This window comes from Chitinophaga sp. W3I9, assembly GCF_050434025.1.
Taxonomy (GTDB): domain Bacteria; phylum Bacteroidota; class Bacteroidia; order Chitinophagales; family Chitinophagaceae; genus Chitinophaga.
On the sequence record NZ_JBNPWC010000001.1, the window covers coordinates 3,670,400 to 3,696,588 of the forward strand.

At 47.1% G+C, this 26,189-nt stretch carries 26 protein-coding genes; 16 read left to right on the top strand and 10 right to left on the bottom strand.

What is annotated here, in order from left to right:
- Positions 1 to 33: 33 nt before the first annotated feature.
- Both QFZ51_RS15275 and QFZ51_RS15280 read right to left on the bottom strand, forming a co-directional pair.
- Complete coding sequence (locus QFZ51_RS15275) at positions 34 to 300, bottom strand: hypothetical protein (protein WP_429046938.1); 267 nt, start codon at positions 298 to 300, stop codon at positions 34 to 36.
- A 156-nt stretch (positions 301 to 456) separates the two neighbouring features.
- On the bottom strand, positions 457 to 975 hold the full coding sequence (locus tag QFZ51_RS15280; RefSeq protein WP_429046940.1) for a CinA family protein: 519 nt from the start codon (positions 973 to 975) through the stop codon (positions 457 to 459).
- Positions 976 to 1,085: 110 nt separating this feature from the next.
- Here QFZ51_RS15280 and QFZ51_RS15285 point away from each other — a divergent pair, with 110 nt between their 5' ends.
- Positions 1,086 to 2,000 (top strand): SDR family NAD(P)-dependent oxidoreductase, encoded by a 915-nt coding sequence (locus QFZ51_RS15285; protein WP_429046942.1) that lies wholly within the window; start codon positions 1,086 to 1,088, stop codon positions 1,998 to 2,000.
- A gap of 28 nt (positions 2,001 to 2,028) precedes the next feature.
- Positions 2,029 to 3,186, top strand: a complete 1,158-nt coding sequence (locus QFZ51_RS15290) for an alcohol dehydrogenase catalytic domain-containing protein (protein WP_429046943.1) — start codon at positions 2,029 to 2,031, stop codon at positions 3,184 to 3,186.
- Between the two features lie 34 nt (positions 3,187 to 3,220).
- Here QFZ51_RS15290 and ligD read toward each other — a convergent pair whose 3' ends face one another.
- Both ligD and QFZ51_RS15300 read right to left on the bottom strand, forming a co-directional pair.
- A complete protein-coding gene (ligD, locus tag QFZ51_RS15295) occupies positions 3,221 to 5,827 on the bottom strand; it encodes a DNA ligase D (RefSeq protein ID WP_429046944.1) in 2,607 nt (868 codons plus the stop codon).
- A gap of 33 nt (positions 5,828 to 5,860) precedes the next feature.
- Entirely contained in the window at positions 5,861 to 7,381 is a 1,521-nt protein-coding gene (locus tag QFZ51_RS15300) for an FAD-dependent oxidoreductase (RefSeq protein ID WP_429046945.1), read from the bottom strand.
- Positions 7,382 to 7,536: 155 nt separating this feature from the next.
- Between QFZ51_RS15300 and QFZ51_RS15305 the strand changes: the two genes are divergently transcribed.
- From QFZ51_RS15305 to QFZ51_RS15315, 3 genes are read left to right on the top strand one after another with little or no spacing between them, the layout of a single operon-like run.
- Positions 7,537 to 7,710, top strand: a complete 174-nt coding sequence (locus QFZ51_RS15305) for a hypothetical protein (protein WP_429046946.1) — start codon at positions 7,537 to 7,539, stop codon at positions 7,708 to 7,710.
- Between the two features lie 9 nt (positions 7,711 to 7,719).
- Positions 7,720 to 9,063, top strand: a complete 1,344-nt coding sequence (locus tag QFZ51_RS15310; RefSeq protein ID WP_429046947.1) for a PQQ-dependent sugar dehydrogenase — start codon at positions 7,720 to 7,722, stop codon at positions 9,061 to 9,063.
- A 29-nt stretch (positions 9,064 to 9,092) separates the two neighbouring features.
- On the top strand, positions 9,093 to 9,293 hold the full coding sequence (locus QFZ51_RS15315) for a hypothetical protein (RefSeq protein ID WP_429046948.1): 201 nt from the start codon (positions 9,093 to 9,095) through the stop codon (positions 9,291 to 9,293).
- Between the two features lie 69 nt (positions 9,294 to 9,362).
- Here QFZ51_RS15315 and QFZ51_RS15320 read toward each other — a convergent pair whose 3' ends face one another.
- Positions 9,363 to 9,836, bottom strand: coding sequence for an RDD family protein (locus tag QFZ51_RS15320; protein ID WP_429046950.1), 474 nt, complete (start codon positions 9,834 to 9,836; stop codon positions 9,363 to 9,365).
- A gap of 157 nt (positions 9,837 to 9,993) precedes the next feature.
- Between QFZ51_RS15320 and QFZ51_RS15325 the strand changes: the two genes are divergently transcribed.
- The 4 genes from QFZ51_RS15325 to QFZ51_RS15340 all read left to right on the top strand — a co-directional run bounded on the left by QFZ51_RS15325 (position 9,994) and on the right by QFZ51_RS15340 (position 13,277).
- On the top strand, positions 9,994 to 10,389 hold the full coding sequence (locus QFZ51_RS15325) for a hypothetical protein (protein ID WP_429046951.1): 396 nt from the start codon (positions 9,994 to 9,996) through the stop codon (positions 10,387 to 10,389).
- A 77-nt stretch (positions 10,390 to 10,466) separates the two neighbouring features.
- Positions 10,467 to 11,285, top strand: coding sequence for an MbnP family protein (locus tag QFZ51_RS15330; protein WP_429046953.1), 819 nt, complete (start codon positions 10,467 to 10,469; stop codon positions 11,283 to 11,285).
- A gap of 11 nt (positions 11,286 to 11,296) precedes the next feature.
- Positions 11,297 to 12,337: a cytochrome-c peroxidase gene (locus tag QFZ51_RS15335; RefSeq protein WP_429046955.1), complete on the top strand. Its 1,041-nt coding sequence runs from the start codon at positions 11,297 to 11,299 to the stop codon at positions 12,335 to 12,337.
- Between the two features lie 13 nt (positions 12,338 to 12,350).
- Entirely contained in the window at positions 12,351 to 13,277 is a 927-nt protein-coding gene (locus QFZ51_RS15340) for a transporter (protein ID WP_429046957.1), read from the top strand.
- Here QFZ51_RS15340 and QFZ51_RS15345 read toward each other — a convergent pair.
- A complete protein-coding gene (locus QFZ51_RS15345; RefSeq protein ID WP_429046958.1) occupies positions 13,269 to 14,561 on the bottom strand; it encodes a sensor histidine kinase in 1,293 nt (430 codons plus the stop codon). The genes QFZ51_RS15340 and QFZ51_RS15345 overlap by 9 nt on opposite strands.
- Before the next feature lie 35 nt (positions 14,562 to 14,596).
- A complete protein-coding gene (locus tag QFZ51_RS15350) occupies positions 14,597 to 15,271 on the bottom strand; it encodes a response regulator transcription factor (protein WP_429046959.1) in 675 nt (224 codons plus the stop codon).
- 278 nt (positions 15,272 to 15,549) lie between these two features.
- Here QFZ51_RS15350 and QFZ51_RS15355 point away from each other — a divergent pair, with 278 nt between their 5' ends.
- A complete protein-coding gene (locus QFZ51_RS15355) occupies positions 15,550 to 17,946 on the top strand; it encodes a TonB-dependent siderophore receptor (protein WP_429046960.1) in 2,397 nt (798 codons plus the stop codon).
- 273 nt (positions 17,947 to 18,219) lie between these two features.
- Positions 18,220 to 19,647 (top strand): hypothetical protein, encoded by a 1,428-nt coding sequence (locus tag QFZ51_RS15360; RefSeq protein WP_429046961.1) that lies wholly within the window; start codon positions 18,220 to 18,222, stop codon positions 19,645 to 19,647.
- Positions 19,648 to 19,652: 5 nt separating this feature from the next.
- Here the strand turns inward: QFZ51_RS15360 and QFZ51_RS15365 are convergent, their stop codons facing one another.
- Entirely contained in the window at positions 19,653 to 21,125 is a 1,473-nt protein-coding gene (locus QFZ51_RS15365) for a PLP-dependent aminotransferase family protein (RefSeq protein ID WP_429046962.1), read from the bottom strand.
- Positions 21,126 to 21,191: 66 nt separating this feature from the next.
- Here QFZ51_RS15365 and QFZ51_RS15370 point away from each other — a divergent pair, with 66 nt between their 5' ends.
- The 4 genes from QFZ51_RS15370 (at position 21,192) to QFZ51_RS15385 (ending at position 23,451) form a co-directional block, all read left to right on the top strand.
- Complete coding sequence (locus QFZ51_RS15370) at positions 21,192 to 21,713, top strand: N-acetyltransferase family protein (protein ID WP_429046963.1); 522 nt, start codon at positions 21,192 to 21,194, stop codon at positions 21,711 to 21,713.
- Positions 21,714 to 21,718: 5 nt separating this feature from the next.
- Positions 21,719 to 22,270 carry a GNAT family N-acetyltransferase gene (locus QFZ51_RS15375; RefSeq protein WP_429046964.1) on the top strand — a complete coding sequence of 184 codons (552 nt, stop codon included), beginning with the start codon at positions 21,719 to 21,721 and terminating at the stop codon, positions 22,268 to 22,270.
- 56 nt (positions 22,271 to 22,326) lie between these two features.
- A complete protein-coding gene (locus QFZ51_RS15380) occupies positions 22,327 to 22,854 on the top strand; it encodes a hypothetical protein (RefSeq protein ID WP_429046965.1) in 528 nt (175 codons plus the stop codon).
- Positions 22,855 to 23,019: 165 nt separating this feature from the next.
- Entirely contained in the window at positions 23,020 to 23,451 is a 432-nt protein-coding gene (locus QFZ51_RS15385) for a hypothetical protein (RefSeq protein ID WP_429046966.1), read from the top strand.
- A 470-nt stretch (positions 23,452 to 23,921) separates the two neighbouring features.
- Here the strand turns inward: QFZ51_RS15385 and QFZ51_RS15390 are convergent, their stop codons facing one another.
- Positions 23,922 to 24,293 (bottom strand): response regulator, encoded by a 372-nt coding sequence (locus QFZ51_RS15390; RefSeq protein WP_429046967.1) that lies wholly within the window; start codon positions 24,291 to 24,293, stop codon positions 23,922 to 23,924.
- Positions 24,294 to 24,457: 164 nt separating this feature from the next.
- The gene (locus QFZ51_RS15395; RefSeq protein ID WP_429046968.1) at positions 24,458 to 25,114 is read right to left on the bottom strand and encodes a 4'-phosphopantetheinyl transferase family protein; all 657 of its coding nucleotides are present in this window, start codon (positions 25,112 to 25,114) and stop codon (positions 24,458 to 24,460) included.
- 213 nt (positions 25,115 to 25,327) lie between these two features.
- Between QFZ51_RS15395 and QFZ51_RS15400 the strand changes: the two genes are divergently transcribed.
- Positions 25,328 to 26,185, top strand: a complete 858-nt coding sequence (locus QFZ51_RS15400; RefSeq protein ID WP_370912890.1) for an NEW3 domain-containing protein — start codon at positions 25,328 to 25,330, stop codon at positions 26,183 to 26,185.
- The last annotated feature ends 4 nt before the right edge of the window (positions 26,186 to 26,189 follow it).

Genomic DNA, 26,189 nt, shown 5'->3' on the forward strand with positions numbered 1-26,189 from the left:
ATAAAAAATGGGTTAGTAAGGGAAACAATAATATCAGCTGCCGGATTCCTTGTCCTGGTCCCACTCAATATTATCTGCTTCTTCATCTGAAAGATTATTCTCTTCCAGGTCATTTTCGTCTAATGGCGGATCGGTATCTTCTACTTCCTCGTCCGCTTCTTCATCTGCTGTTAACCCGGTATCAAGATCCTCTTCTTCACGGGCATTTTGTGCGGCAGTACTTTGCGTATTGGCATGACTGCTGAATCCTCCGCTAACCTGTTTGTCAGGAGTGCTTTGTTTTGATGCTTGTTTTTCCATAGTCTGAGTTTTATTTAATGTCGTTCAAAGACTACGCCATGTGCCGGAGCAGCGCTTCCCGCATTACTATCCTTGTGGAGTGCGGAACACTTTACCCATTCAATGGGAAAACCGGTTACAGAGTGGGAGTAATTTTTCAGCTTGTAACCGCTTGTATTATTTTTTTACGGGAGAATAAGGAAGATGTAATGCATCTTTAAAAAGTAATAATAATTCATGGGTATAATATTGCCGTATTGCAGCCGGATCTCCGTTGTCGGCTGCTTTTAACCTGCCCTGCGACATGGGCTGCCCTTTGAAGCTGAAAGCATAATAGGCAAACAGTTCTGAGATGCCCAGCTCAGGCACCGGTGAAGCATACCCGGTGATAGCAATGCCCCAGTCTGCCGAAAATAAAGGCCCCACTGCTATCGCCATCTCCAGCGCTACTTTCTCCGATACACAATCACACTTTTGTCCGTGAATGGGATCAATGTTCAGGTGCTTTGTTTTCTGACCAATGTTATAAGTGGTAATACCACCCTGGAAAAAATCCATCGCTTTTTCAGCCAGCGAAAGCGCTACCTGCAAATGCCCGGCAGTTACGCTTTCTGCTACCGCCAGGGTTTGCTGGTTGCTGGTAAGCAGTTGCCGGATATCACGCAGTAATTCAGTATCAGATATGAATGGGTCCATGGTTCATTGCTTTTTTTTATAAATCACTAAAGCTGTGCCATTCAGCACACCCGGCCCCGTCTTTGCTGCCATTTTTAAAAAGCATTCTATACACACTTAATTCATTTGCTATGACAACCGTTAATGTTAACAACAGGAATGAATACGCATTAATTACCGGCGCTACCAGCGGTATTGGTTATGAACTGGCTAAACTACTGGCGGCAGACAGTTACAATCTCATCCTCGTGGCACGGAACCCCGACCGGCTGCAGGAAGTAACGGATGAACTGAAAGCGGCCTATGGAGTGGAAGTAACGCCCATTACAAAAGACCTGTTCATGCCATCCGCAGCGGCTGAAATTTATGCGGAAACAAAAGACATGGGTATCAGCATCGATGTGCTGGTAAATGACGCAGGACAGGGAGAATGGGGCCCTTTCCTGGAAACTGACCTGAACAGGGATATTGATATCATCCAGTTAAACATCATTGCGTTAATGTCGCTCACCAAATTTTACCTGAGAGACATGCATAAACGGAACATGGGCCGCATCCTGCTGCTGGGATCAGAAGCAGGCACCACGCCGATGCCGCTGTTGTCCGTATACGCAGCCACCAAAGCCTTTGTTATTTCCTTTGGCGCCGCCCTGGCAGAAGAACTGCGTGACACCGATGTAACCGTTACGGTATTACTGCCTGGCGCCACAGATACCGACTTCTTCCACAAGGCACACCAGGAAGACACCGTTACCTATCGTGAAAAATCACTGGCTCCTCCGGAAGAAGTGGCGAAAGACGGCTATGATGCACTGATGAAAGGAGAACGCAAAATTATTTCCGGCTCAAAAACAAAAATGCATGTATGGATGAGCGACTTGCTCGGCACTTCCAAAGCAGCCGCCAACGCGCGCAAACTAAACGAACCCAGCACGGAAGCTCTCGGCGAAAAGCAGCCGGAACATGCAGCTTCCCGCAGAGAACGGGAATATATAAACGAAGATAGCCGTCGCAGTGATGGTGATCTGAACCAGGACGTAAACTGAATCCATTCACTTTAAAAAGACACGACTTATGAAGGCTGCAGTATTTCACCGCCCGGGCAATATCAGTGTAGATACGGTAGACGACCCTAAACTGGAAAAAGATACAGACCTTATCCTGAAAGTAACGTCAACGGCTATATGTGGTTCTGATCTGCATATCTACGATGGCTTTTTTCCACAACCAAAGCCACAGGTACTGGGACACGAATTTATGGGTATTGTGGAGGAAACAGGCAAGGCCATCACTCATTTAAAAAAAGGAGACAGGGTGGTGGTTCCTTTTCCCATTTCCTGCGGCAGCTGCTATTTTTGTCAGCATAGCATGCCCGTGCATTGCGAACACTCCAACCCCGAACACTACGGCCCGGAAGGAGATATGATGAAAGGAAAGGGCGGCGGCCTTTACGGATACACCGACCTTTACGGGGGGTACAGCGGCGGCCAGGCAGAGTATGTCCGTGTAATGTACGGCAACGTAAATCCACGCAAGGTACCGGACCATTTATCCGACGAACAGGTATTATTCCTCACGGACATTTTTCCTACAGGCTGGTCGGCGATCGACTGGGGCCGCCTCCAGGGCGGGGAAACAGTGGCCATATTCGGCTCCGGCCCTGTAGGCCTCATGGCACAAAAGGCCGCCTGGCTCCAGGGCGCCGGCAGGGTGATTGCGATAGACCCGCTGAACTACCGCCTCGATAAAGCCCGGCTGGTAAACAAAGTGGAAACCATCAATCCGCATGAAACAGATGCGGTGGAAGCCATCCGCGCTTTGACGAGTGGCCGCGGCGCCGATGTATGCGTGGACGCGGTAGGCACAGAAGCGGAACGTTCTTTTTTTGATAAGGTGAAAGCAGTGATCAATGTAGAGAAAGGCACTGTCAAAGTAATGGAACAATGCTTTGAAGCGGTACGCAGAGGCGGCGTGGTATCGGTAGTGGGCGTATACGGAAGTCCGTATGATAATTTCCCTATTCACCGGATCTTCGACAAAGGCTTGATCCTGCAATTCGGACAGGCGCCGGTACAAAAGTATATTGATAAATTGCTCGGCCTCATAACGCAGGAACAGGTGATCCTGGATGATATTATAAGTCATCAGCTGCCTTTATCCGAAGCGGCACATGCTTATGATATCTTTAAACATAAAGAAGACGATTGTGTGAAAGTAATCCTGAAACCCTGATAAATAAGGTGGCCCGTATGGAATGCGGGCCACCTTATAATAAGCCCTGTAATTTGTTTAGCACCGTTTTCATGTTAATACCCTTTCCCAACAAGCCTTTCAGCAGATCGCCTTCCGCTGCTATCCGCTCCGGCATATTGTAAATATTAAAATCAGCTACTTTCAGGCCCTTCTTTACTTCTTCCCACCGCAGCGGCGCCGATACCGTTGCTCCCGGCTTCGGCCGCAGCGAATAAGCGACCGCCATCGTTTGTATTTGCCGGTTCTGCAGGAAGTCGAGATAGATCTGGCCTTTCCTTTTGGCGGGTGTTCTTAGCACACTGGTGTTATCCGGCAATTGTTTGTTGGTAATATTTACAATCAGCTCCGCCAGCATCCGCGATTGGTCAAAGCTGTATTTCGCGCCCAGCGGAATAAGTATATGCATGCCCGTAGACCCGGAAGTTTTTATAAAGGAAGGCGCACCAATCTCATCTAAAATATCTTTGATCACCAACGCCGTTTCAATTACCTCGTTAAAGGAATTGTTGTCGGGGTCCAGGTCTATCAGGCAATAGTCCGGTTCATCAGGATGCTGGATCCTGCTGTGCCAGGGATTTAATTCAATACATCCCAGGTTAGCCATGTACAATAGCGTGGCCCTGTCTTTACAAACAAGAAATGATTTTGTTTCCCCATCCGATTCGCTGGTATAAGGAAAGGTTGGAATCCAGTCGGCTACCTTATCTTCCACATTCTTCTGGTAAAAATTAAATCCTTTGATGCCTTCGGGAAACCTGTTGAGCGACTGTGGCCGGTCTTTCAGATAAGGCAGTATATAGTCGGCAACGGCTGCATAGTAATTGATCATATCCCGCTTGGTGATCCCTTCATCCGGCCAGTATAATTTATCAAGATTGGTAAATTTCAGCAACTTACCGTCTACCTTCATTTCTACCTGCTTCTCATCATCGGGTAAAAATATCCCCGCATCCTTTTTCCGGGAGGATGTTTTTTTCCCGGCGGGAGGGGCAACAACTTTTACCTCTTTTTCATCTGCTGCTTTTTTATCTTCCCGTAATCCCATAAATACAGGCTGACGAAGTATGCCTTCCCGCGTTACCTCGGCAAACTTTACTTCACATACCAGCACCGGTTTTAACCAGGTAGCGGGCATATTGGTCTGTGGCTTGGTTTTAAACGGGTGTTTTGGTGCAAGGAGCGGCTGGAATTTTGCAAAAAGTTCTTTCAGTAGTTTATCATTAAATCCGCCACCGGTATGACCAATATATTTCAGCTCTTTCCCTTCATACTTTCCGAGTATAATTGCCCCGAAATGCTTTCGGCTGTTCCTGCCGGCAGTATACCCGCAGATGATGGCCTCCATCCGGTGACTGTTTTTAATTTTCAGCCAGCTCTCCGTTCTGCGGCCCATAATATAGCTGCTGCCGGCAGCTTTGGCCATTACCCCTTCCAGCCCTTTATCAATGGCTGCCTCATAAAATGCGGTGCCCTGCCCGCTGATATGGTTGCTGTACCGGATGATGTCATGATCCGCCGGTATGATCTCCGCCAGGATCGCTTTCCGTTCTTCCAGCGGTAAGTGTGTGAGATCTTTGCCGTTATACCAGGGTATATCAAAAACGTAATAAACAAGCTGCGCACTTTTGCCGTGCTTAAAATAATTTTGCAGGGCCTGGAAGTCGGGATTACCTTTTTCATCTACGGCCACAATTTCGCCGTCGGTTACGGCCTTTACTTTCCATTGCTGCAGCGCTTCGGTGATCACGCTGAATTTTTCATTGAAAGAAAGCTGGTTGCGGGAAAGCAGGTCCACCCTGCCATTGTTGAGATACCCGATGGCGCGGTAGCCATCCCACTTTATTTCATAAAGCCAGTCTTCTTTATCAAACGGTTTGGAGGTAACCGTTGCCAGCATGGGCTTAATTTCTTTGGGCATGGGAGCCGTTTTCCCTTTTTTCAACAGCGCGGTAAAATCATCTGCTGCTGGTATTGCTGCCGCCTTTTTCTTAGCGGCTGTTTTAGTAACGGTGGGTTCCCGGTTGCTTTTCCATACTTTAGGCGGATGCTTTGCAATCTGCTCAATGGTTTTACCGGAAATGACCGATTTGTTTTTAGCGGTAATTTCCGTTTTGGAAGCGTAACGGTCTTTTACTTTCATCAGCAGCCACGCGTTTTCTCCTCTGCCTGCTGCCTTCACCAGGGCAAAGCTGCCTTTGAGCTTTTTCCCTTTGAGCACAAATTTTAGTTTGCCGCTGTGCAATTGATGCAGGAGGTCTTTTGTTTGTTGTTTCTTATCTGCGTCATTATCGTCCGCCGGTTCATAAACGCCTTCATCCCAAACGATCACGGTGCCGGCGCCGTAGTTGCCTTCGGGAATAATACCTTCAAAGTCCTTATAGTTATACGGATGATCTTCTACCATCATGGCCAGCCGTTTTATTTCCGGGTCCATAGACGGTCCCTTGGGTACAGCCCAGCTTTTCAGCACACCCCGCATTTCCAGGCGGAAATCGTAGTGCAGGTGAGAGGCATCGTGCTTTTGTACAACAAAGTGTAGCAGCTGATCCTCACCTTTCCCGCCGGTAGGCTCCGGCGTTTTACTAAAAGTTCTTTTCTGACGGTATTTTTCCAAACTCATAACCAGCCTTTTTGAATACTATAATATAATGCTTCAGGAGATATCCAGTTGTTCCAGTCCCTGATCTGCCGGGGTATTCAGCACCTGGCCGTTGATACCGTAACGGGCGCCGTGGCAGGGGCAGTCCCAGGAATGTTCTGCGTTATTCCAGCTTACATCACATTTCATATGCGTGCAGGCAGGTTTCAGCGCATGCAACCTGCCTTCTTCATCTTTATACAGCGCTATTTTCTGATCTTCATACTCCACTACTTTGCCTTCTCCGGGAGCTATTCCTGCCAGCACTTCCAGCTGTTCGCCGGAAAACAATTTACCCATAAATTGTTTCACTACATCCGCATTGTGGGAAATAAACTGGCTGAATCCCGCCACAGGTTTAATACGGTTGGGATCAAAAAGCGCTTCGTTTTTGGGCTTCTGCTGCAGCAGTATCCGCTTCAGTAACAAAGCAGCCACACTGCTGTACACCATCCCGTTTCCGCCATAGCCGGCTGCCACAAAGATATTATCTTCCACGCCCGGAAGTCTTCCGATATAAGGTAATCCATCTACCGGCTCATAATACTGTGACGACCATTGATATTTTATTGCCTTCACTTTAAAGTGTTGCCTCACATAGCTTTCCAGCCGGAGAAAACATTGGGCGGTATTTTCATCCTGACCGGTTTTATGATCTTCCCCGCCGGCGATCAGGTATTTTTGTCCGTCTACTTCCTGCGTCCGGTAGTAATGATAAGGATCATGCATATCATAGATCAGTTCATCCGGATAATTGTCGTCTTCCAGCGTAAAGGCCATTGCATAGCTGCGGTAAGGTGCACAACGCAGGTGCAGCAGGTTGATGCCGGGTGGAATATGCGTGGCATAAATCACCGCCCTGGCCTTAAAAGTGCCGGCATTGGTGGTAACGGTAACGGTTTCGTTGTTGTCCACACCGGTTACGCGGCATTGTTGCCGGATGGTACCGCCTGCGGTTTCAAAGGCACGCGCCAGGCCCTGAATATATTGCAGGGGATTGAACTTTGCCTGTTCGCCGGCTTTCATGGCTTTGGTAAAAGGAATGGACACGGGAATGGTGTCCACAGGCGTCATTTCAAGCCCCGCCTCGGCAGCGGCTTCTGCAATGTGCTCCAGCTCCTTGTCCTGCTCCTCATTTTGTGCAAACAGGATAGCATTTGCGTCACTGAATCCACACTCAATTCCCCATCTGCTGATATTATGTTTTATCAGTGCAATGGCTTCTGTAACACTGGCATATACCTGTTGGGCGGCTTCCTTGCCAAAGTTTTTCCGGATCACATAATATGGAGTATCCAGCAATGTATTTAAATGCGCAGTAGTACCGCCGGAAGTGCCATAGGCAATATTTTCCGCTTCCAGCAGCAAACAGTTTTTGCCTTCATCCTGTAAAAGAAAGGCGGTGCTTATGCCGGTAATTCCCCCGCCAATAATGATCACATCGTATAGTTTATCCGGTTCAGCCGTTTTACTCCCTTCAAAGGGCATTGCGTGATCCTGCCAGAGGCTGATGGAATATGCATCTCTTGATATCATAGCTGTTGGTTTAGTATTTAAATCACTTCTAAATACTATGCCACGGTAGAGAAGGAGTCCTTACATATGGCTCATGCTGCTGTTCATACTGGCATGATTTTGCCGAAATTTTGAGCAGGAACATTTGATTTTTTAATATTTTAAAAAGACAGGTTATGGAACAGCACGATCAGAATAAGCAACCGGCACAAAAACCTTTTTCAAAAAATGACCTGTTGGGAAAACAGGAACAGTCCGAGCCGGCGGAGATCCAATCTGCGGAGGATGCGGAAGAAGAGAACACGGAAGAGATAGATGGAGAGAAAAAGGATATCAGCGGAGAACAGTAAAATTATTTTATGCAGATACAAGCCTTAAGAAAATCCCGTGGCGTTAAAAATACATGGATGTTATTCATGGCTACGGTTTTATTTGCCTGCAATAATCAACAAAAGAAAGCGCCCGCGTCGGATAGCCTCGCGGCCCAGCAAAATGTGCCGGGAGACACCTTTCCAGAGCCGGATACGACCAAGTCTGTGAAAAATTTCAGTCGTGTTATCGGGTGGCCGGGAAACAAAACTCCGGTAGCGCCGAAAGGATTTACCGTCACTAAATTTGCCGACGGACTCAAAAATCCACGCTGGATCTATGTAGCGCCGGATGGCGATATCTTCGTGGCAGAGTCAAATGCCACCCGCGCATTTGTACAGAAAGTAGGCGATGTAGTATCCGGAAAGGCCGCATCAGAGAATGAACAGAAAAGCGCCGACCGTATCACCCTGCTAAGAGATACCAATAAAGATGGTAAACCCGACCAGCGGTTTACGTTCCTGCAAAAGCTTGACCAGCCCTTCGGGATGCTGATCCTCGGCAACAGCTTTTATGTAGCCAATACCAACGGTCTCGTACAGTTCCCTTATAAAAAAGGCGACAACAAAATTACCGCAGCCGGTAAAACGATATTGGCATTGCCGGCCGGCGGCTACAACAATCACTGGACCCGTAATGTGATCGCTTCGCCGGATGGCGCAAAGCTCTATGTGTCCGTGGGCTCCGGCAGCAATGTGGCGGAGCATGGCATGGAAAACGAAAAGCGCAGGGCTAATATCCTGCAGGTCAATCCTGATGGCAGCGATGAAAAGATATATGCAGGTGGTCTCCGCAACCCCGTTGGCATGGACTGGGCGCCCGGCTCCAATACCCTGTGGACCGTGGTCAATGAACGGGATGAACTGGGCGATGAGCTGGTGCCGGACTACCTGACCGGCGTAAAGGAAGGCGGCTTTTATGGCTGGCCCTATTCTTATTTCGGTCAGCATGAAGACCCACGCCTGAAAGGAACGCAGCCTGACTCTGTAAAAAAGGCGATCGTACCTGATTTTCCGCTGGGCGCACATACGGCCTCATTAGGACTTGTTTTTTACCGCGGCAGCGCTTTCCCTGGCAAATACCAGCAAGGCGCTTTTATAGGGCAGCATGGCTCCTGGAACCGCTCACAACTGGCAGGGTATAAGGTGGTGTTTGTGCCCTTTCAAAAAGGGCAACCGTCAGGGCCTGCGGAAGACTTTCTCACCGGCTTCATCGCAGATGCAGCAACAAGCGACGTATACGGCCGGCCGGTAGGAGTGGCCGTAGCGGCAGATGGCGCCCTGCTGGTAGCAGATGACGCTGCCAACACCATCTGGCGCGTAGCCGCTGAATAATTAATTTTTAACCTTTAAAACGGAATGTTATGCCACTAAAAGACAAAACGATCGGCGGACATGGCGAAACCAGTCCGGATCTGGGAAATGACTACAGCCGCGATATTACCCGCGAAGTAACATCGGATGATACACTGAAAAATGTGATACCCGATAAGGAAAAGAAAAAAGAAGAAAAAAAACAGGAAGAAGAAAAGCATACAAAAGACACGGATAACGTATCAGAGTAGTTACAAGTAAATAACTGTATAAAAGCCGGCAACAGGAACTCCCTGTTGCGGGCTTTTATAGCCACAAAATTATTTCCCCACCGGTAAAATTGATTTCTTTACATCAACTACATAAGTATCGGTCCACCGGTCGTGCCACGGATGACACCAGCCGCCAAACGCACTGAAAGCATTAAACGGAACTGCACGGCTCAACCCCCTCAGGAAAGCGGTTTTCGCTGATATTTCACTCCCATCTTCATTTACTGCACGGGTGCCCGTGATAAGTTTGCCGAGCGACTTTCCCTTAAATACAGCTTCTACCACACCCATATAGATGCCATACGCCACCATGGCCAGCAACCTGTCGAGATAGTCCATCCCGGGCGAATCCGCAAAGTCCAGCAGATCCGGATAGGCAATCGTAATAGGTATTATTACCACTATCAGGACAATATAAAAGCTGACCAGGTCTATGATGTAATTCGCCAGACGCCGGCCATGACCGGCCATTTCAAGCGTGGCCTCATCCGTAAAGATGGATTCTTGTGTTTGTAATTCCATAGGTTAAAAGGATTTTAAAGTAAATTATAAAATAATCAGGTGGTTTTTATTTTTCCCCGGAAAAAAAGTCACTTTATCTAAATCATTGTCCCGTTCATTTTCAGGCAGCTACTTATCAAAGAAATAACTTTGCAGGAAATTACAACCTACGTAAGCAATGCGGAAACAAATGATAACGGTACTGCTAATGCTGATCTGGCTTTGCCAGCTATCAGGCCGTTATGTGGTGATGCTCGGGTTTTATGTAAACCAGGAGTACATCGCGAAAAATTTGTGTATTAACCGCGATCAACCGCAACTGCATTGTAACGGTAAATGCCACCTGGCGAAACAACTCCGTGAGGAAGACCGGAAAGAACACGAAAGCCCCTGGAGTAAAACAGATAATAGGAGCGAAATATTTTATGCCTGTCTTCCTGATAATAATATTTTAAAACCGGCATTCACTGCTGTAAATACCAATTACCCGGTATGTGATCATACAGGTGCTCCTGTTGACCGGCCCTCGTCCGTTTTCCGCCCGCCCATCGCCCCGGTTTCGCATATGCTTTAAAGGTCTGCAGTCCATGCAGACAGGGCCTTCTATTGCCCGGATCATTCATTTATTATTTCTTTACAACACCATTTAACATGTACCGTATCAGGCAAATTATACTCACCATCCTGGTGATCAGCAGCGGCATAACCGCCTGCAAAAAAGACGACACTACTCCGGCAGCCAATGAAACCGTGAAAGCTACATTATCCATTCAGTTTGATAACGTCGCAGGCGATAAAAACCTCCAGCTGAATACCGGCACGTATATGAATGCAGCAGGAGAATCTTTTAAAGTAGATCGCCTGAAATATTTTATCACCAATATCAAAGTGAGGAATGCCGGCGGACAGGAATACACCGTTCCTAAAGACAGCAGCTATTTCCTGGTATCAGAATCAGAACCCGCCTCGCAGTTTGTTAAAGTGCGCGTACCGGAAGGAGAATATACTTCCCTCAGCTTCATCCTCGGTGTGGACAGCCTCAGCAGCGTAATGGATGTAAGCAAACGCACCGGCGTACTGGATCCCGCCGGTGGGATGGACGATGGTATGTACTGGAGCTGGAATATGGGCTACATCTTCTTTAAAATGGAAGGCACCTCAGACGCCGCTCCAACAGACCCCAGCGGGCAACACAAATTCCGTTATCATATCGGTGGCTTCGGCGGATACAGTGCGCCTACCTTAAACAATAACCGGACTATTACCATCAGCCTCACTGCCGGCGGGGCCGCAAAAGTAAGGCAGGGGAGGGAGGCAAACATCCACCTGATGGCAGATGTCCTGAAAATGTTTAATGGCGCTACCACCGTCAGCATCTTATCCAATCCCACCGTGATGTTTGGTGACTTCAGCGCAAAAATAGCGGATAACTACAGCCACATGTTCCACCACGATCATACGGAAAATTAAAACTAACGGTCATGGCTATATCTAAATGGGGTATCCTGCTGGTACTCCTTTTATCCGCATGCGGTAAAAATGATGAATTAAAAGATCCCGCCAATACATTTACCGGCTTTCAGCAGCCCGCGGGATTCCCCGCGCCGGTGTATAAGCTGGTCAGTAATCCCATTACCAAAGAAGGATTTGAACTGGGCCGCAAACTGTTCTATGAGCCGAGGCTTTCCCGCAACAATACCATTTCATGCGGAACCTGCCACATACAAACCGCCGCCTTCACCCATCACGGGCATGATGTAAGTCATGGTATCGACGACCGGCTCGGCAGCCGAAATTCCCCTCCCATCATGAACCTGGCATGGAATACCACCTTCATGTGGGACGGCGGTGTTTTCGACCTCGACCTGCAACCGGTAGCACCCATCACCAACTTCGTGGAAATGGATGAAACAATGGGCAACGTGCTGGATAAACTACGTCAAACAACGCCCTACCCGGCACTGTTTAAAAAAGTATTCGGCACAGAAGAAATAACTACCGCCCGGATGATGAAAGCACTGTCGCAATTCATGGTAATGGTGGTCAGCGATCAATCGAAATACGACAGCGTAGCACGTAAACAGGCCACGTTTACACCGGCAGAACAGCAGGGCTATACCGTGTTTCAGCAAAAATGTAACAGCTGCCACCAGGAACCGCTGTTCACGGATCATTCCTTCCGGAACAATGGCATCGGCACAGGGCCCAACAACGATGAAGGCCGGTACCCGATCACACTGAACCCGGCGGACAGGTATAAGTTTAAAGTGCCCAGTCTGCGTAACCTCGCGTACACCGCTCCTTATATGCACGATGGCCGCTTTTATACACTCCAGGGCGTGTTAAATCATTATGCAGCAGAAGTGGAGGACGGCCCAACGCTCGATCCGCTGCTGAAAATAAACGCGAAACCCGGTATTTCACTCAGCGCAGCAGAACAGCAATCACTGCTGGTATTCCTCAACACGCTGAACGACCGGAATTTTGTTAAAGACAAACGGTTCTCAGAAGAATCGCAATAAAATGATACGACAGATGAAAAAAATACTATTGCTGCTGCTGATGATCACTACCGGTTGCTACGAAGCAAGGGCCTGTGATATCTGCGGCTGCGGGGTAGGAAGCTACTACATAGGCCTGCTGCCGGATTTTAAAAAGAAGTTTATCGGTCTCCGCTACCAGTACAAAACACTGCATTCCCACCTGGGCCCCGGTGGCAGCACTTCCTATCTTACTACCAACGAAACTTACCAGACAGCGGAACTCTGGGGCGGATGGAATATCGGCAAACGTTTCCGGGTGCTGGGGTTTATACCGGTCAATTTCAACAGCCGCGAAAACCAGGGCGTCACTATGCATAAATCCGGCATTGGCGATATAGCGGTGGTGGGCTATTACCAGTTGCTGGATAAACAGCATACTACCGGTGGCGGCAAATTGCTGGTGCAGTCGTTATGGATAGGAGGGGGCATTAAAGTACCTACGGGGAAATATGAGCCAACCGAACATAAGGAAAATGAAGATACGCCCAATAACTTCCAGTTGGGCACCGCCAGCACCGACTTTACTTTAAATGCCATGTACGATGTGCGGTTAATGGACTTCGGGGTAAATACCAACGTGAGTTACAAAATCAATAGCTATAATAAATACGATTACCAGTATGGGAATAAATTCACTGCAAACATACTGACCTATTATAAAATAAGGGCAGCGGAGAAAGTTACGCTGGCGCCCAATGCAGGGATACTGTATGAAACCGCCGAAAAAGATACGGAAGGAAAAAAGTATGCCGTGGATATTTCGGGCGGACATTCACTGCTGGCCACATTGGGCCTGGAAGCCACCATGGGCGTTGTTTCCATAGGTGGAAATTTCCAACCCGTTATTTCACAGCAACTGGCTGATACCCGGATTAAAGCAGGCAACCGCGTAATGGTGCATGTTACTTATTTATTTTGATGATGCCCACGCAATGGTGAACAGGTGCAGGCCATTTTCAAAACGGTAGCTTTCCTGCCAGCCATGCAGGTGGCAGATCTGGCGCACAATTGCCAGCCCTAAACCCGTGCCGGTGGTATTGGGGGAGGAAGTGCCAAACCGGCGGAAAAGCATTTTCTCCTCCAACGGCATGGCGCCGGTATTGGATATCTCGAGCAGGCCCTCTTTCAGGGTAATGATCACAGTATCTTTGAAGTTACTGTGCCGCACCGCATTCATGATCAGGTTGGTGAGCAGTATTTCCACCAGCACTTTATTACCGGATATTATAACGTCCGGTGCAATATGCGTGACCAACTGCAACTGCTTGTCGTCCACGAAATCTTCCAGCAATGAAAGATGATTTTCCAGCAGCATAGATAAGTGGATGGTGGCTTTCCCGGAAAACTGGCTGTTCTCTATTTTCGCCAGCAGTAACAGGTTTTTATTGATGCGTGTTACCTTCGACAACGATTGATGCGCTTCATCGATGAGGGCCGATTGCTCGTTTGTAACAGGTTTGCTCTGGTGCAGCAGGTCCAGTTTGAACTTCACAATGGATAAAGGCGTTTGCAACTCATGCGATGCATTTTGCGTAAACTCCTTTTGTTGTTTATACACCGCAATATTGCCGGCAATTAATTTCTCCAGGTGATGGTTCAGTGTTTCAAATTCTTCAATCCCGGTTTTTTCAAATTGAATAGCATGTTGTTGATGAAGGTCAAACGACTGGATCTTTTGTAAGCTGTTGTAAAAAGGCCGCCACAGCTTTTCAGATATTTTCCGGTTAATAAAAATAAGACCGCCCAGCAGGATGAGGAAGAAAATAAACGTTACACCCCCAATAGCAATAATGGTTTCATAGGATTCCTCCATATTGGATTCCTGCGTAAGCCGGAATACTTTACCATGAATGGTGAAGTAGGTCACCAATCCCTGGAACCTGTCCCAGCCCTTTGCTGGTATATATTTATTTTTACGGTAGATGTTATACGTGGAATCCGGCCGTAATGCGGCAACAGGTTGTAACTGTGTTTCTGGCTGCAATTTATTCCAGAGGGCCACACTTTCAGCGAGTTCTTTATCAGTAAGGGAAAGCGCCTGCAGGTTTTGCCGCGTGGTGGCGCTTACAATGCGGTTATGTTCTTTTAGTTCATGTTCCCAGATGAAATCTATAATGGCATAGTAGGCGGGAATGCTGCATGCCAGCACCATCCCGGCATAGAGCACAAATGCCCTCATCGATTTATTAAGCAACTTATTCATAGCCTTGCAGGATGCTTTAAGGCTGCTAAGATAAACTATACTTCCCACCTGTAACCGGTGCCATAAATAGTTTTAAGATAATGACCGCACCCGGCCTCCGTTAGTTTCTTTTTCAGATTTTTGATGTGGGCGTAAATGAAATTGTGGTCGTCAAGCATACCGGCAATATCGCCTGAAAGATGCTCTGCCAGCGCATTTTTAGAGATGACCTTATTTTTATTGCTGATAAAATAGAGTAGGAGGTCAAACTCTTTTTTTGTGAGGATCACCGGCACATTATTAATGAGCACTGTTTTAGCCAGCAGGTTAATGGTAAGTTCATTTTGCCGGATAATATTATTGTTATTGAATTTTCTTCTCCTGATGATGGAAAAAATCCTGGCCGATAGCTCCGGCAAATGAAACGGTTTGGCCAGGTAATCATCTGCCCCGGTTTTTAATCCCTGTATTTTATCTTCATAGGAGTCCTTCGCAGAAATGATGATAATGCCCTCGTCTTTCTCCCGCTTTTTTATTTCTTCCAGCAGCCTGATACCATCGCCGCCGGGTAACATCAAGTCCAGCAGGATACATTCATAGTCAAACATCTCTATTTTTGCCAATGCCTGCTGATAGGTACCTGCATATTCACATACGTAATTTTCACCTGATAAATAAGAGATAATGCTTTGTGCCAGCTGTATCTCGTCTTCTATAATCAGTAATTTCATGGCACTAAATTAAACTTCAATTCTGAATTAATTCTGAATTTACCCGTTGGCGGTATGGGACTAGCGCCATATAGTCATCCTGGGCGTCTTTCTTAATATGTTGTATAACAGTTACTTGTGTATTGTTTGGTACTTTGTTTATCTTTTAGGGAGATGGATAACGGCGGTATCACCGCGTTTAGAGGGGTTAATCACGGTGTACAAGGATCATCGAACTTTTCCCGATCCGTCTGAGCTAATCGACAGGATTGATTTTTCTTTGCACAAAATTAATCTCGTTGAAACATTTATACTTTATTCTCGGCCTCATTTTTATCAACCTTACTGTACTGGCACAAACAGGTGTCATTAAAGGAAAAATCAGCTCCGCCGACGGGCAGCCTGCAGCATTTGTAACAATTGGATTAAAAGATACTAAAAAGGGCACGCTGACCGACGAAGCAGGTCTCTTTACATTGAAGAATGTAAAGCCCGGTAATTACACACTGATCATCTCTTACACCGGCGCTAAAACACTGAATCAATCGGTAACCATTGGCGCAGATGAAGTGACCGCAGTAAATATCGCACTGGAAGCAACCGCCAGCCAGTTGAACGAAGTAGTGGTAGACGGCACTAAAACAAGAACCATTAATAAAAGACCGGTAAGCATCGGAAAATTGCCGGTACCGGTAATGGACCTGCCACAAAGCGTAGCTATCATCGGTCATGAAGTACTGGAAAACCAGCAGGCACAACGCCTCAGCGACGTGGTGAAAAACATCAACGGCGTATACATGGCCTCCATGAGAGCCGGTACCCAGGAAACATTCAACGCCCGCGGATACGGATTTTCCAGCACCAATACCTTCAAGAACGGCGCCCGCGTTAACTCCGGCGCTATGCCAGAAATGAGCTCCCTCGAAAGGGTAGAAGTGCTGAAAGGCAGCGCCGCCATCCTGTATGGCAACGTTTCTCCCGGTGCTGTAATGAACATGGTCACCAAACAACCCAAATTCAATTTCGGTGGTGAAGTAAATCTCCGTGCCGGCAGCTACGGATTACTGAAACCCGCCTTCGATGTATACGGTCCCCTGTCGTCAAAGATAGCCTACCGCGTAAACGGTACCTTCGAAACAGCCGACAGCTACCGCGACCAGGTACACTCTAAACGCTATTATGTAAATCCTTCCCTGTTGTTCAAATTGAGCGACCGCACGGAATTAGTAGTGCAGGCAGATTACCTGAAACACGACTTTACCCCCGATTTCGGTACGGGTTCTATCGGCGATACCGCGTTGATCAAAGTGCCCCGCAATACTTTTTACGGCGCTCCATGGCAATATGCACATACACAACAAACCACCGCATCTGCCAACATCAAACATAAACTGAACGATAACTGGGCAATAACAGGCAATATCGCTTACTCTAAATATTACCGGGACTATTACTCCATCGAAAGGATCCAGGCAAAAGGCGACAGCACCTGGGCACGCCCGCTGGGAAGAAATGGTACCAATGAAGATTACTACGCCGCACAGGTGGATTTAACCGGTAACGTAAGAACCGGCGCCATAGAACATACCGTCCTCGCCGGCGTGGACGCCGACAGGTACCTCACAGGCACCTATGGATACACCGTACCATCTATCAACAAAACTACCGGTATCTACGATATCATCAATGTATACGAACCCAATAAGTTCCCATACCGCACCGATATGCCGGCGGACACGCTGAAAACCGTTCTCAATGCACCGGTAAACAGGTTAGGCGCTTACGTACAGGACCTGATCAGCATCTCTGAAAAAATTAAAGTACTGGCAGGCGTGCGGTTCTCTTACCTGCAAACAGAAGCCCCTGTTACCTATAACTTTAAAGGTGGCAAAACGGCCGGTAAATCTAAATACGATCACGCATTTTCACCCCGCTTCGGCCTGGTGTATAAGCCAATCGCTTCTACCGCGGTATTCGCCAGCTACTCCACTTCATTTACACCCAACAGCGGCCAGGATATCTATGGCGCAAACCTGAAGCCATCCACCATCGAACAATATGAACTGGGTGTGAAAAATGATATCCTGAAAGGACGTTTGTCCGTTAACGTTACTGCATACCGCATCCGTAATAACAATTACGCACAAATGGCGGCGTTTTTAAGCGATGGCACCACCGTGAATAGCAATACCAACATTAAAACACTGATCGGTGAAACCCTCAGCCAGGGCGTGGAACTGGATATCGCAGGACATCCTGTAGCCGGTCTGGATCTGATAGCAGGCTACAGCTATAACAACATGACCATCGAAAAAACAACAGGACTTAACGGCAGCTCCATAGAAGGCGAACGCCTGGTAGGTAACCCCAATCATACCGCCAATGCCAGCGCATTCTATACCTTACAGGAAACAAAACTGAAAGGTCTGAAAGTGGGCGTTGGATATTACTACCTCGGTCAGCGCTATGCAGGCTGGAACAACACCGTCAATCAAACACAAAAATATAACCGCCTGATTTCTGTTCCCGGTTTCTCTACCCTCGACCTGAGCGCCGGATACGCTTTCAAACGCTTTGCAGTAATGGGTAAAGTTTCTAACGTTACCAACACCTACAGTTACTACGTACACGAAAACTACAGCATCAATCCAATACCGCCCACCCAGTTTACGGGCACGGTGTCCTACAAATTCTAAACGCGGATATTGTCTTTCTCGCTGGTTACGCTGATTATACTGATTAGTTTGATTTTGTTTTTTGGATTTATAAAGGATTAAGGGAGATAGAAGCGGATACTCGCTTTTATCTCCCTTAATTATTAATCTAAAAATCCAAAAAAATCCAAAAGTAAAATCAAACTAATCAGTATAATCAGCGTAACCAGCGAGAAAGACAAAATCCGCGCAAACAATTTCGCGGCTTAGTTGTTCAGTAGGGAACCGTTTTATTCACTCCTCAAGTACAGCATGATGAACAGAGCAATTATCACTTGCATCCTTTTTCTATGCATAAGCCAGTTATTGTTTGCCCAGGACGCCAATTATTGGTCTGGAAACTATGGCCCTGGTGGCTTTTTTACGCCCGGTGCTGTTATTGCCAACAACAAGGATAGCGGCGTTCTTTTTTATAATCCCGCATTGCAGGCGCTCACTAAAAAGAAAACCGCTTCTATTTCAGGAACCGTGTACCAGGTAGAGTCCATCAAAATAAAAGATGGCGCCGGTACCGGGAAAAGCCTGCATTCACGTATCACATCCAGCGTGCCCCAGATGTTATCCGGTATTGTTTCGGTAGGCCGCAGGAAACCCGTTTATATCGGCTATGCACTCACACATACTGCGGTGCTGAATTATAATGTATCCCAGCAACAGGATACAAAACTCAATGTTGTAGACGGCGGCGGGAGCCCCGGACTGGAATATTATCTTGGCCAGTACAATTTTCAGAACCTTACCCGGGAAACATCTGCCCTTATCAGCACAGGGTTTAAATTGTCTAACCGCTGGGCAATCGGTTTTATGGCAGAAGGACAATCCCGTTCCCAGCACTACAGTGAAACCGTTTCCGCCCGGGCACTGATTGGCAGCAATACCTCCAGCACCCTGCCACTGGCCAGTAACGAGGGCGCGTACCAGGTGGATTATCATCACATCGGCTTAAAACTAAAGGCCGGTTTAAGCTATGAAGTAACGAAACATCATTTCGGGTTTTTGTTGTCATCGCCCCTTATTCATATACGTGGACGGGGAACTTTACTGAGTAACATGGCTATTGCCAATGTCCGTTTCCTGGACGAAGACCCCATCAACCTGTTGGCGAATACGCGGCAGACTAACCTGAAAATAAACTATAAAACGCCCGCCAGTGCAGCGTTTGGTTATGCATACGACTATCGCAAAGGACAAGTGTATATGGCGGCGGAATACTTCCTGAAAATAAAAGACTATAATATCCTCACCCCGCGGCCTGAAATTTTTCAAAGGCCCGACACCGGGAATAGTAATTCATCCGCCATTGCATTGCTGGAAATGCGCGAGGGAAGAAAAGCTATTTTTAATGTATCCGTTGGCGTTAGTTACCAGCTGAAACCACAATTAACAGGCTATTGCTCCCTCAGAACCGATTTCAACTATGCCAGCAGGGAGAATACCGATGGTTTTTCGCCTAATACGTCTACGTGGAATAACTATTACTGCCAGCTGGGGGTAAACATCAAAAGGAGCCAGTATAATCTCCGCACAGGCATCCTGTTGGGCTACGGCCACACCGGCAGTTACCAGCAACCCATTAACTTCGATGATCCGAAGGAGTCCAACCTGTTAACAGGTACCATTGGCACGGTGCCGGCTACACGCGTTACGGCCGCTTTGATGATTGCCTTTATTCATAACCTGTAATTGCCTTAGATCAACTCTTTCAATATGGCCACACTCTTCGTCAATTCCTCGTTTGAAGAAGAGGCAAAGCCAAGCCGCACGGCATTGACATGATAGTTACGGTATTGATGGGCTTTACCATCCGAAAGGAATAACTCCTTGCCAAGGGCTCTTTTTGCTAATTTTTCCAGGTCGATCGATGGGTCAAATTCCGTCCACACGGTCATGCCGCCCTCGGGAATGGTGAAGCTTACCGCATCGCCCAATTCACGGTGTAACAGGTCGCAGAAAAGGTTGCGCCTCTTTTCATATACCGGCAAGGCCTTTCTAAGGTATCGCTGCAACGTGCCGTCATTTAACAGGCTGGCCATGGCATTGTCTAAAATGTGGTCGCCCTGCCGGTCCAGCAGGATACGGACCTTGGCCAGGTGTTCAATAACGTTTTCTGCAGCCACCAGGTACCCCATACGGAAAGCAGGCGAAAAGCTTTTGCTGAAAGACCCGCAGTAAATAACCATCCCGTTTTCATCGGCGCTCGCAAGCGGCAATAACGGGCGGTGTTTATAGTGAAAGTCAAAATCATAATCATCTTCAAAAATGATGAAACCATATTCATTGGCCAGCCGCAACAGCTCCAGTCGCCGGTCCAGCCGCAGCGATACCGTGGTGGGATAATGATGATGCGGGGTTACATACACCATTCTGACCTTTCTTCTCTTGCAGATCTTTTTAAGTTCGTCTACCACCAGGCCGTTTTCATCCACCGGTACGGTAATATGTTTCGCGCCGGCGTGAACAAAGTTAAGTTCCGCTCTATTCCAACCCGGTACGCCGGAAACAATAACATCGCCTTCTTCAATCAGCGCGTTACATACCAGGTTTACGCCCATTAACGTACCTCTTACCGATAGAACATTTTTGGCCGTCGTCTTTAATCCCCTGGTTTCATTCAGGTAACGGGATAAGGCATCCCTGTAAAAATAGGAGCCGTCCGGGTGACTGTAGCTGCCGAATTTGTGATAAAGACCGCTTCTTGTCAGTTGGTTCCGGTAGGCCCGGTACAGTTCTTTTATCGGCGCTAATGCCGGGTCAGGAAACCCGTCGTCTAAATGAAGCTCCGCACTCACCAGTGAAATTTCTGCATAAGGTTTTGGCGTAACAGAGAATCCTGCCTTTTTTTGAACTGCCGCTGTACCGCCATGCCGCAGGATGTGGGGCGCCGGTTCCGGGATATGCGACGACACAAACGTACCACGTCCTACATAGCTTTCCAGCCAACCCTGCATTTGCAGTTCTTCATAAGCCTTGGATACGGTAATCCTGTTGATGTGCAGCAGGGCGGCAACATCCCTTGAACCCGGCAGCTTTTGCCCTGAACGAAGTTTCCCGTTTTTTATCAGCAATAAAAGGGCATCCGCAAACTGAAGATAAACGGCCCTGCCGGAAGAAGGGTCGAAACGCAGGCCATCAAAAAACTGTGCTAAAATTGGACTACCCATTTTATTCTAATTGGACTACAAATGTAATCCAATTTATGGGTAATTTTGATCCGGAAAATAGTACATATGGAGAATATCATTATCAGAAAAGTAACGCAGACCGATATGGCGCAATTGCAACAAATCGGCCGGCAAACCTTTTACGAAACATTTTCGGCCGGAAATACCGAAGAAAATATGACTAAATATCTGGAAGAGGGTTTTACGACAGAAAAGCTCACCGCCGAATTGACTAATGAAGGCTCGTCATTTTATTTTGCAGTATTGGATGATAAGGTAATCGGGTATCTGAAACTGAATATCGGGCAATCGCAAACCGAGTTGCAGGACGACAAAGCACTGGAAATTGAACGGATCTATGTGTTACAGGAATATCATGGCAAAAAAGTGGGGCAAATGCTTTATGAACAAGCGATGCAAATTGCAGCGCAGGTAAATGCCCACTACGTTTGGTTAGGTGTTTGGGAAGAAAACCAGAGAGCCATCAGCTTTTACACGAAAAATGGTTTTGTGGCGTTTGATAAGCATATTTTCAAACTGGGTGATGATGAACAAACAGATATCATGATGAAGAAAATTTTAAAATAAGACAGATGAATTTTAATATACAACCTACGTTAGAAAACGAAAAAGTAAAGATCCTGCCGTTGCAGCAGGAAGATTTCGACGCTTTATACGCCGTGGCATCAGATCCGGAAATATGGGAGCAGCATCCCAATAAAGACCGCTGGAGGAAAGAAGTATTCGAAGTATTCTTTGAAGGAGCCATGCAAAGCAAAGGGGCCTTTAAAATAGTGGATAAAGCCACCAGGAATATTATAGGAAGCACGCGGTTTTATGAACATAATGAGCAGGCAAACAGCATATTTATAGGTTATACGTTTTATGCCAAATCATATTGGGGAACGGGCGTTAACCATTTGGTAAAAGCCACCATGCTGGAATATATTTTCCAATTTGTTTCATCGGTTTACTTCCATATCGGGGTAAATAATCTCCGTTCACAAATTTCCATTGGCCGTATTGGGGCAAAAAAGATTGCCGAACAGGAAGTGATTTATTTTGGAGAAGCGCCCAGGCTGAATTTTGTGTATGAAATCAGCAGGGAGGCCTGGCAGGGACAAATGAAAACTACCGCCAGATAACGGGTTCTGCAAATTGGCACTCCGTTTGGAACTATAAGGTTATAAATAACAAGATCATGAAAAAGATATTGATTGTCACTTGTTTAGCTATAGCCGGTTTGTTTTATGGGAATACCGGTTCCGCACAGGTCGGGATAAATGTAAATGTGAATATTGGTAATCAGCCGCTTTGGGGTCCTGTTGGATACGATTATGCAGAATACTATTATCTGCCCGATGTGGATGCCTATTATTACGTGCCTGAACGGCGCTTTATATACCTGAACGGCGGAAGATGGATCTTCGCTCCATCACTGCCAGCCAGTTATCATTACGATTTAAACAGGGGTTATAAAGTGGTGGTGAATGAACCAAGGCCATACCTTCATCCGGATGTGTACCGCAGTAAATACAAAAGGTATAAAGGTAATTATGGCAAACAGCAGATCATTCGTTATAGTAACGACGAAAAATATTATGTGGTAAAAGGACATCCAAAGAATGGAAAATATAAAGAAGGGAAAGGTAACAACGGAAAGGGCAACAATGGGAGAGGCAATAACGGAAAAGGTAACAACGGGAAAGGGCACGGTAAACACGACTAATTTTTCAGCATTATTCCGGCATCCATAAGGCAAACTGCCGCTACCCGGAAGGCCTCCAGGAACTTTGGCGTCGCCAGCAGGAAAGGAAAACTGATCCGGCGGGCCATCATTCCACAGCTGCATATTCATCACGACGGGTCGCTCGTTAACCGGCTAAACAAAGCCTTGATACAAACAAGCAGTGATAGTCTCCGCGGCCTCGAAGGATTCCGGGTAAACCGCTACACCGGAACGGAACAATTCTTCCCTCATCCACCAGTTGTTTCAAAACAAGGCCAGTTAAAAATACCAGCGCAAAGTTTACCGCCGCAGGGTGAGGCTTCCCACCTGGAAGTTACGGTAACGGCCGTACGTATTTGTTTCCCGGAGCGCCGGATTACCGGCCGTAGCAGCACCACCGTCATGCTCGACTTATACCAGCCTTTCAACGGTTTGGAACTGGAAGCCAATACACCAGGAAAAGGAACCCTGCTGATCATCTTGCAGGTAAGAAGTTTTAATGGAACCATTGCAACGGGTAACCGCCGTTTTTTTGCTGCAGATATAATAGCCAGTATTGACACCTGCCGCCACCAAACCCAAGCGCCTGAAGGCTAACAGCATCCCTGATGTAAGAAAGCGATGGTCTCTTCAGCCGGAATCCATCAGCATCAGTTCCAGGCTCCAACACCCGGCGTCTCAACTGCAGCGGGAATGAAGCAACGCCGTTCTCTTCTCAAAAATAATTTTTTACGCAACGAAGGGCCGCTCTTCGCCAACCCTCATGCGCCTGCACATCAAATTGCCTGGTCCCCATCTGCTTAAACATCACATACCTCCAAATACTCACAGAAACCTGTCATTTAAGCCTCCTTTCTCCCCGGTTTATTGAAAGCATCTCATCAAAAGAACACCTCCTGATCAAATCCACCTCAACGACACGTTAAAAGTACCTCTCCTCCATGTCTCTCCCTATTCCACAGTATTTCCCCGGCATTCCTAAAGTAAAAATCAAGCTAATCACTATAATCAGCGTAATCAGTGTTCCAAGACAATTTCCGGGCCGCCGAAGGCGACCCGGTCATCAGTTATCTACTCGTAATCTTTGTATTAATGGCACTGTGTACCTTTTCCAGTAACTCACGCCCTGAGAAGGGCTTCCTGATAAAATCGTCACCCGGACATTCTTCCATTAAGGAGTCGATATCTTCTGATGCGGAAATGATCAGTATCGGTATCTCCCTCGTGTCAGCATGTGATTTCAGGTGCTTGCATACTTCCAGTATACTATGGTCCGGTAAGTGACTGTTCAAAATAAACAGATCTGGTTTCTCAAATGACCCTTCCAATAATAATTTAGCATCATTCAAGAAAGAAATCTGGTAATGCTTCTTGAGCAATGATGATACAAGCAATTTTATATCAACATCGCTTTCTGTGATTAGGATCTTCCTGGTCATAGCAATACGATTTGATGTGCCCGTATCTTAAACCAATATCGCACCAAAATCGGGGATTAAACTCGTTACTGATTGTTTATCAATTATTTAAGGGTGACGATAATTTTATGTTTTTGGGTATTTTATGAAGATAATTTTCTACACTCCGAGGTGGAAACCGGGCGTTACCGGTACATGGATACCAGTTCCTGCATGCTCACCGCATGCGTATTAATAGCTATCTCCGTTTCACCGGATGCAACATGGCACACGTAGCCGGGCATGATGGGTACCGCGCTAAGTTGCCAGGTGTGCTGATGATAAAAAACCGAATCATTCATAACGTTAAGCAGGTGCAGTGCTTCATTCAAACCTGTTCCGGCGGCTTTTAATACCGCTTCCTTCCGGGTCCAGTAGCGGTAAAAGATTTCCGGTGATGCCGGATCGTTATGGATAGCATCCCATTCTTCCGGGGTAAACTGCTGGTGAAAGTCTTCAACAGATAATAACGTGGGCTTTTCAATGTCAATACCCACATCTCCTTTGCCGGCAACCGCACATACCACCATATTACCTGCATGGGAAATGTTGAAATCGGGTGCCCCTTTAATGAACGGCCGCCTGTGTACCGTGTATGCGATATCAGCCAGTGAATAACCGGGAAGGGCATATTGCAGCAGATGCTTGCCCAGCAAACCGGCATGGGCATCTTCCCAACGTTTGAACCGGTGTATGCCTGCCCTCATACCTTCCGGCAGAGCGGCCATCAGCCGGTTGAAAGTATCCGCGGGCAGGGGTGTATCATAACAACTGTAATAAACAGAGATAAGGGTCTTCGGCATTTTTTTATCAGGTTAAGAAAAACGCTCGCAGGTGCTGCACCCGCAATCTACTCCGCAATTTTCACATTTTTTTTGCAATTGCATTTAATATTTCTTGTTAAATTGGCCGCCGTTTAGGAAACATCGGATCACTATTCTCCACCGCTGTATGGAGAAGTAAATAGCTATTATTTCATCAGAATATAATTATTATTTATTAATCTTATGTTAGCAATGTCAGCAAGGAACAACCACTATCGCCGGCGGATTACGCTGAATCCGCATTCTCTTTTTTATTTTTTGCTTGTATCCGTTTTATTCGCTAAACAGGGAATTGCCCAGGGAAACAATCATTCATCACCACCTTTTACGGCAAGACTCATCAACATTGAAGCTGCTACCAACACCACGTTTACCTACAACACCCGGCTTCATAACGGATCTGCCGCATCCCGTGTCTATCAACTTTCTGCAAGCCTGCCCGCCGGGTGGAACTCCTCCTTCAAAGTAGAAGGCGTACAGGTAACATCGCTGAACATCGATTCAGAAAAGACCCAGGACATCACCCTGGAAATTAATCCGGCCATTGAAACAAAACCCGGCAAGTATAATATCCCCGTGCTGGCCATTACCGGAACAGATACCGCAAAGCTGGATCTCGAGGCGGTAGTAAAGGGAAGCTATGCGGTTACACTCACTACGCCATCAGGCAGGTTAAGCGATGAGGTCACCGAAGGAAACCGGAAAGAAATTCACCTGGTGGTGAAGAATACGGGCACTATTACACTCGACAACCTCGACCTCTCCGCACAGGCGCCCCCGCAATGGGAAGCGGCATTTGTTCCCTCCACCATTACCCGCCTGGAACCGGGAAAAGATGCGGAAGTTACCGCTACACTGAGCGTACCGGATAAAACACTCGCGGGTGATTATGTCACCAACTTCTCTGTTAAAAATACCAATGCCAACGCCAGTGCAGCTTTCCGTATGATGGTGAAAACATCTGCACTTACAGGATGGCTGGGTGTATTGGTGATAGTGGCAGCACTTGGCGCCGTTTATTACCTTATCCGTAAATATGGCAGGAGATAGCAGC

What these genes read in the sequence shown, in the direction of transcription:
- QFZ51_RS15360 (WP_429046961.1), top strand. Translation starts at nt 18,220, where the DNA reads ATGAACAGAGCAATTATCACTTGCATCCTTTTTCTATGCATAAGCCAG.
- ligD (WP_429046944.1), bottom strand. Translation starts at nt 5,827, where the DNA reads ATGAGTTTGGAAAAATACCGTCAGAAAAGAACTTTTAGTAAAACGCCG.
- QFZ51_RS15305 (WP_429046946.1), top strand. Translation starts at nt 7,537, where the DNA reads ATGGAACAGCACGATCAGAATAAGCAACCGGCACAAAAACCTTTTTCA.
- QFZ51_RS15395 (WP_429046968.1), bottom strand. Translation starts at nt 25,114, where the DNA reads ATGCCGAAGACCCTTATCTCTGTTTATTACAGTTGTTATGATACACCC.
- QFZ51_RS15300 (WP_429046945.1), bottom strand. Translation starts at nt 7,381, where the DNA reads ATGATATCAAGAGATGCATATTCCATCAGCCTCTGGCAGGATCACGCA.
- QFZ51_RS15275 (WP_429046938.1), bottom strand. Translation starts at nt 300, where the DNA reads ATGGAAAAACAAGCATCAAAACAAAGCACTCCTGACAAACAGGTTAGC.
- QFZ51_RS15330 (WP_429046953.1), top strand. Translation starts at nt 10,467, where the DNA reads ATGTACCGTATCAGGCAAATTATACTCACCATCCTGGTGATCAGCAGC.
- QFZ51_RS15285 (WP_429046942.1), top strand. Translation starts at nt 1,086, where the DNA reads ATGACAACCGTTAATGTTAACAACAGGAATGAATACGCATTAATTACC.
- QFZ51_RS15365 (WP_429046962.1), bottom strand. Translation starts at nt 21,125, where the DNA reads ATGGGTAGTCCAATTTTAGCACAGTTTTTTGATGGCCTGCGTTTCGAC.
- QFZ51_RS15400 (WP_370912890.1), top strand. Translation starts at nt 25,328, where the DNA reads ATGTCAGCAAGGAACAACCACTATCGCCGGCGGATTACGCTGAATCCG.
- QFZ51_RS15350 (WP_429046959.1), bottom strand. Translation starts at nt 15,271, where the DNA reads ATGAAATTACTGATTATAGAAGACGAGATACAGCTGGCACAAAGCATT.
- QFZ51_RS15340 (WP_429046957.1), top strand. Translation starts at nt 12,351, where the DNA reads ATGAAAAAAATACTATTGCTGCTGCTGATGATCACTACCGGTTGCTAC.
- QFZ51_RS15370 (WP_429046963.1), top strand. Translation starts at nt 21,192, where the DNA reads ATGGAGAATATCATTATCAGAAAAGTAACGCAGACCGATATGGCGCAA.
- QFZ51_RS15320 (WP_429046950.1), bottom strand. Translation starts at nt 9,836, where the DNA reads ATGGAATTACAAACACAAGAATCCATCTTTACGGATGAGGCCACGCTT.
- QFZ51_RS15375 (WP_429046964.1), top strand. Translation starts at nt 21,719, where the DNA reads ATGAATTTTAATATACAACCTACGTTAGAAAACGAAAAAGTAAAGATC.
- QFZ51_RS15325 (WP_429046951.1), top strand. Translation starts at nt 9,994, where the DNA reads ATGCGGAAACAAATGATAACGGTACTGCTAATGCTGATCTGGCTTTGC.
- QFZ51_RS15310 (WP_429046947.1), top strand. Translation starts at nt 7,720, where the DNA reads ATGCAGATACAAGCCTTAAGAAAATCCCGTGGCGTTAAAAATACATGG.
- QFZ51_RS15380 (WP_429046965.1), top strand. Translation starts at nt 22,327, where the DNA reads ATGAAAAAGATATTGATTGTCACTTGTTTAGCTATAGCCGGTTTGTTT.
- QFZ51_RS15345 (WP_429046958.1), bottom strand. Translation starts at nt 14,561, where the DNA reads ATGAATAAGTTGCTTAATAAATCGATGAGGGCATTTGTGCTCTATGCC.
- QFZ51_RS15390 (WP_429046967.1), bottom strand. Translation starts at nt 24,293, where the DNA reads ATGACCAGGAAGATCCTAATCACAGAAAGCGATGTTGATATAAAATTG.
- QFZ51_RS15315 (WP_429046948.1), top strand. Translation starts at nt 9,093, where the DNA reads ATGCCACTAAAAGACAAAACGATCGGCGGACATGGCGAAACCAGTCCG.
- QFZ51_RS15335 (WP_429046955.1), top strand. Translation starts at nt 11,297, where the DNA reads ATGGCTATATCTAAATGGGGTATCCTGCTGGTACTCCTTTTATCCGCA.
- QFZ51_RS15290 (WP_429046943.1), top strand. Translation starts at nt 2,029, where the DNA reads ATGAAGGCTGCAGTATTTCACCGCCCGGGCAATATCAGTGTAGATACG.
- QFZ51_RS15280 (WP_429046940.1), bottom strand. Translation starts at nt 975, where the DNA reads ATGGACCCATTCATATCTGATACTGAATTACTGCGTGATATCCGGCAA.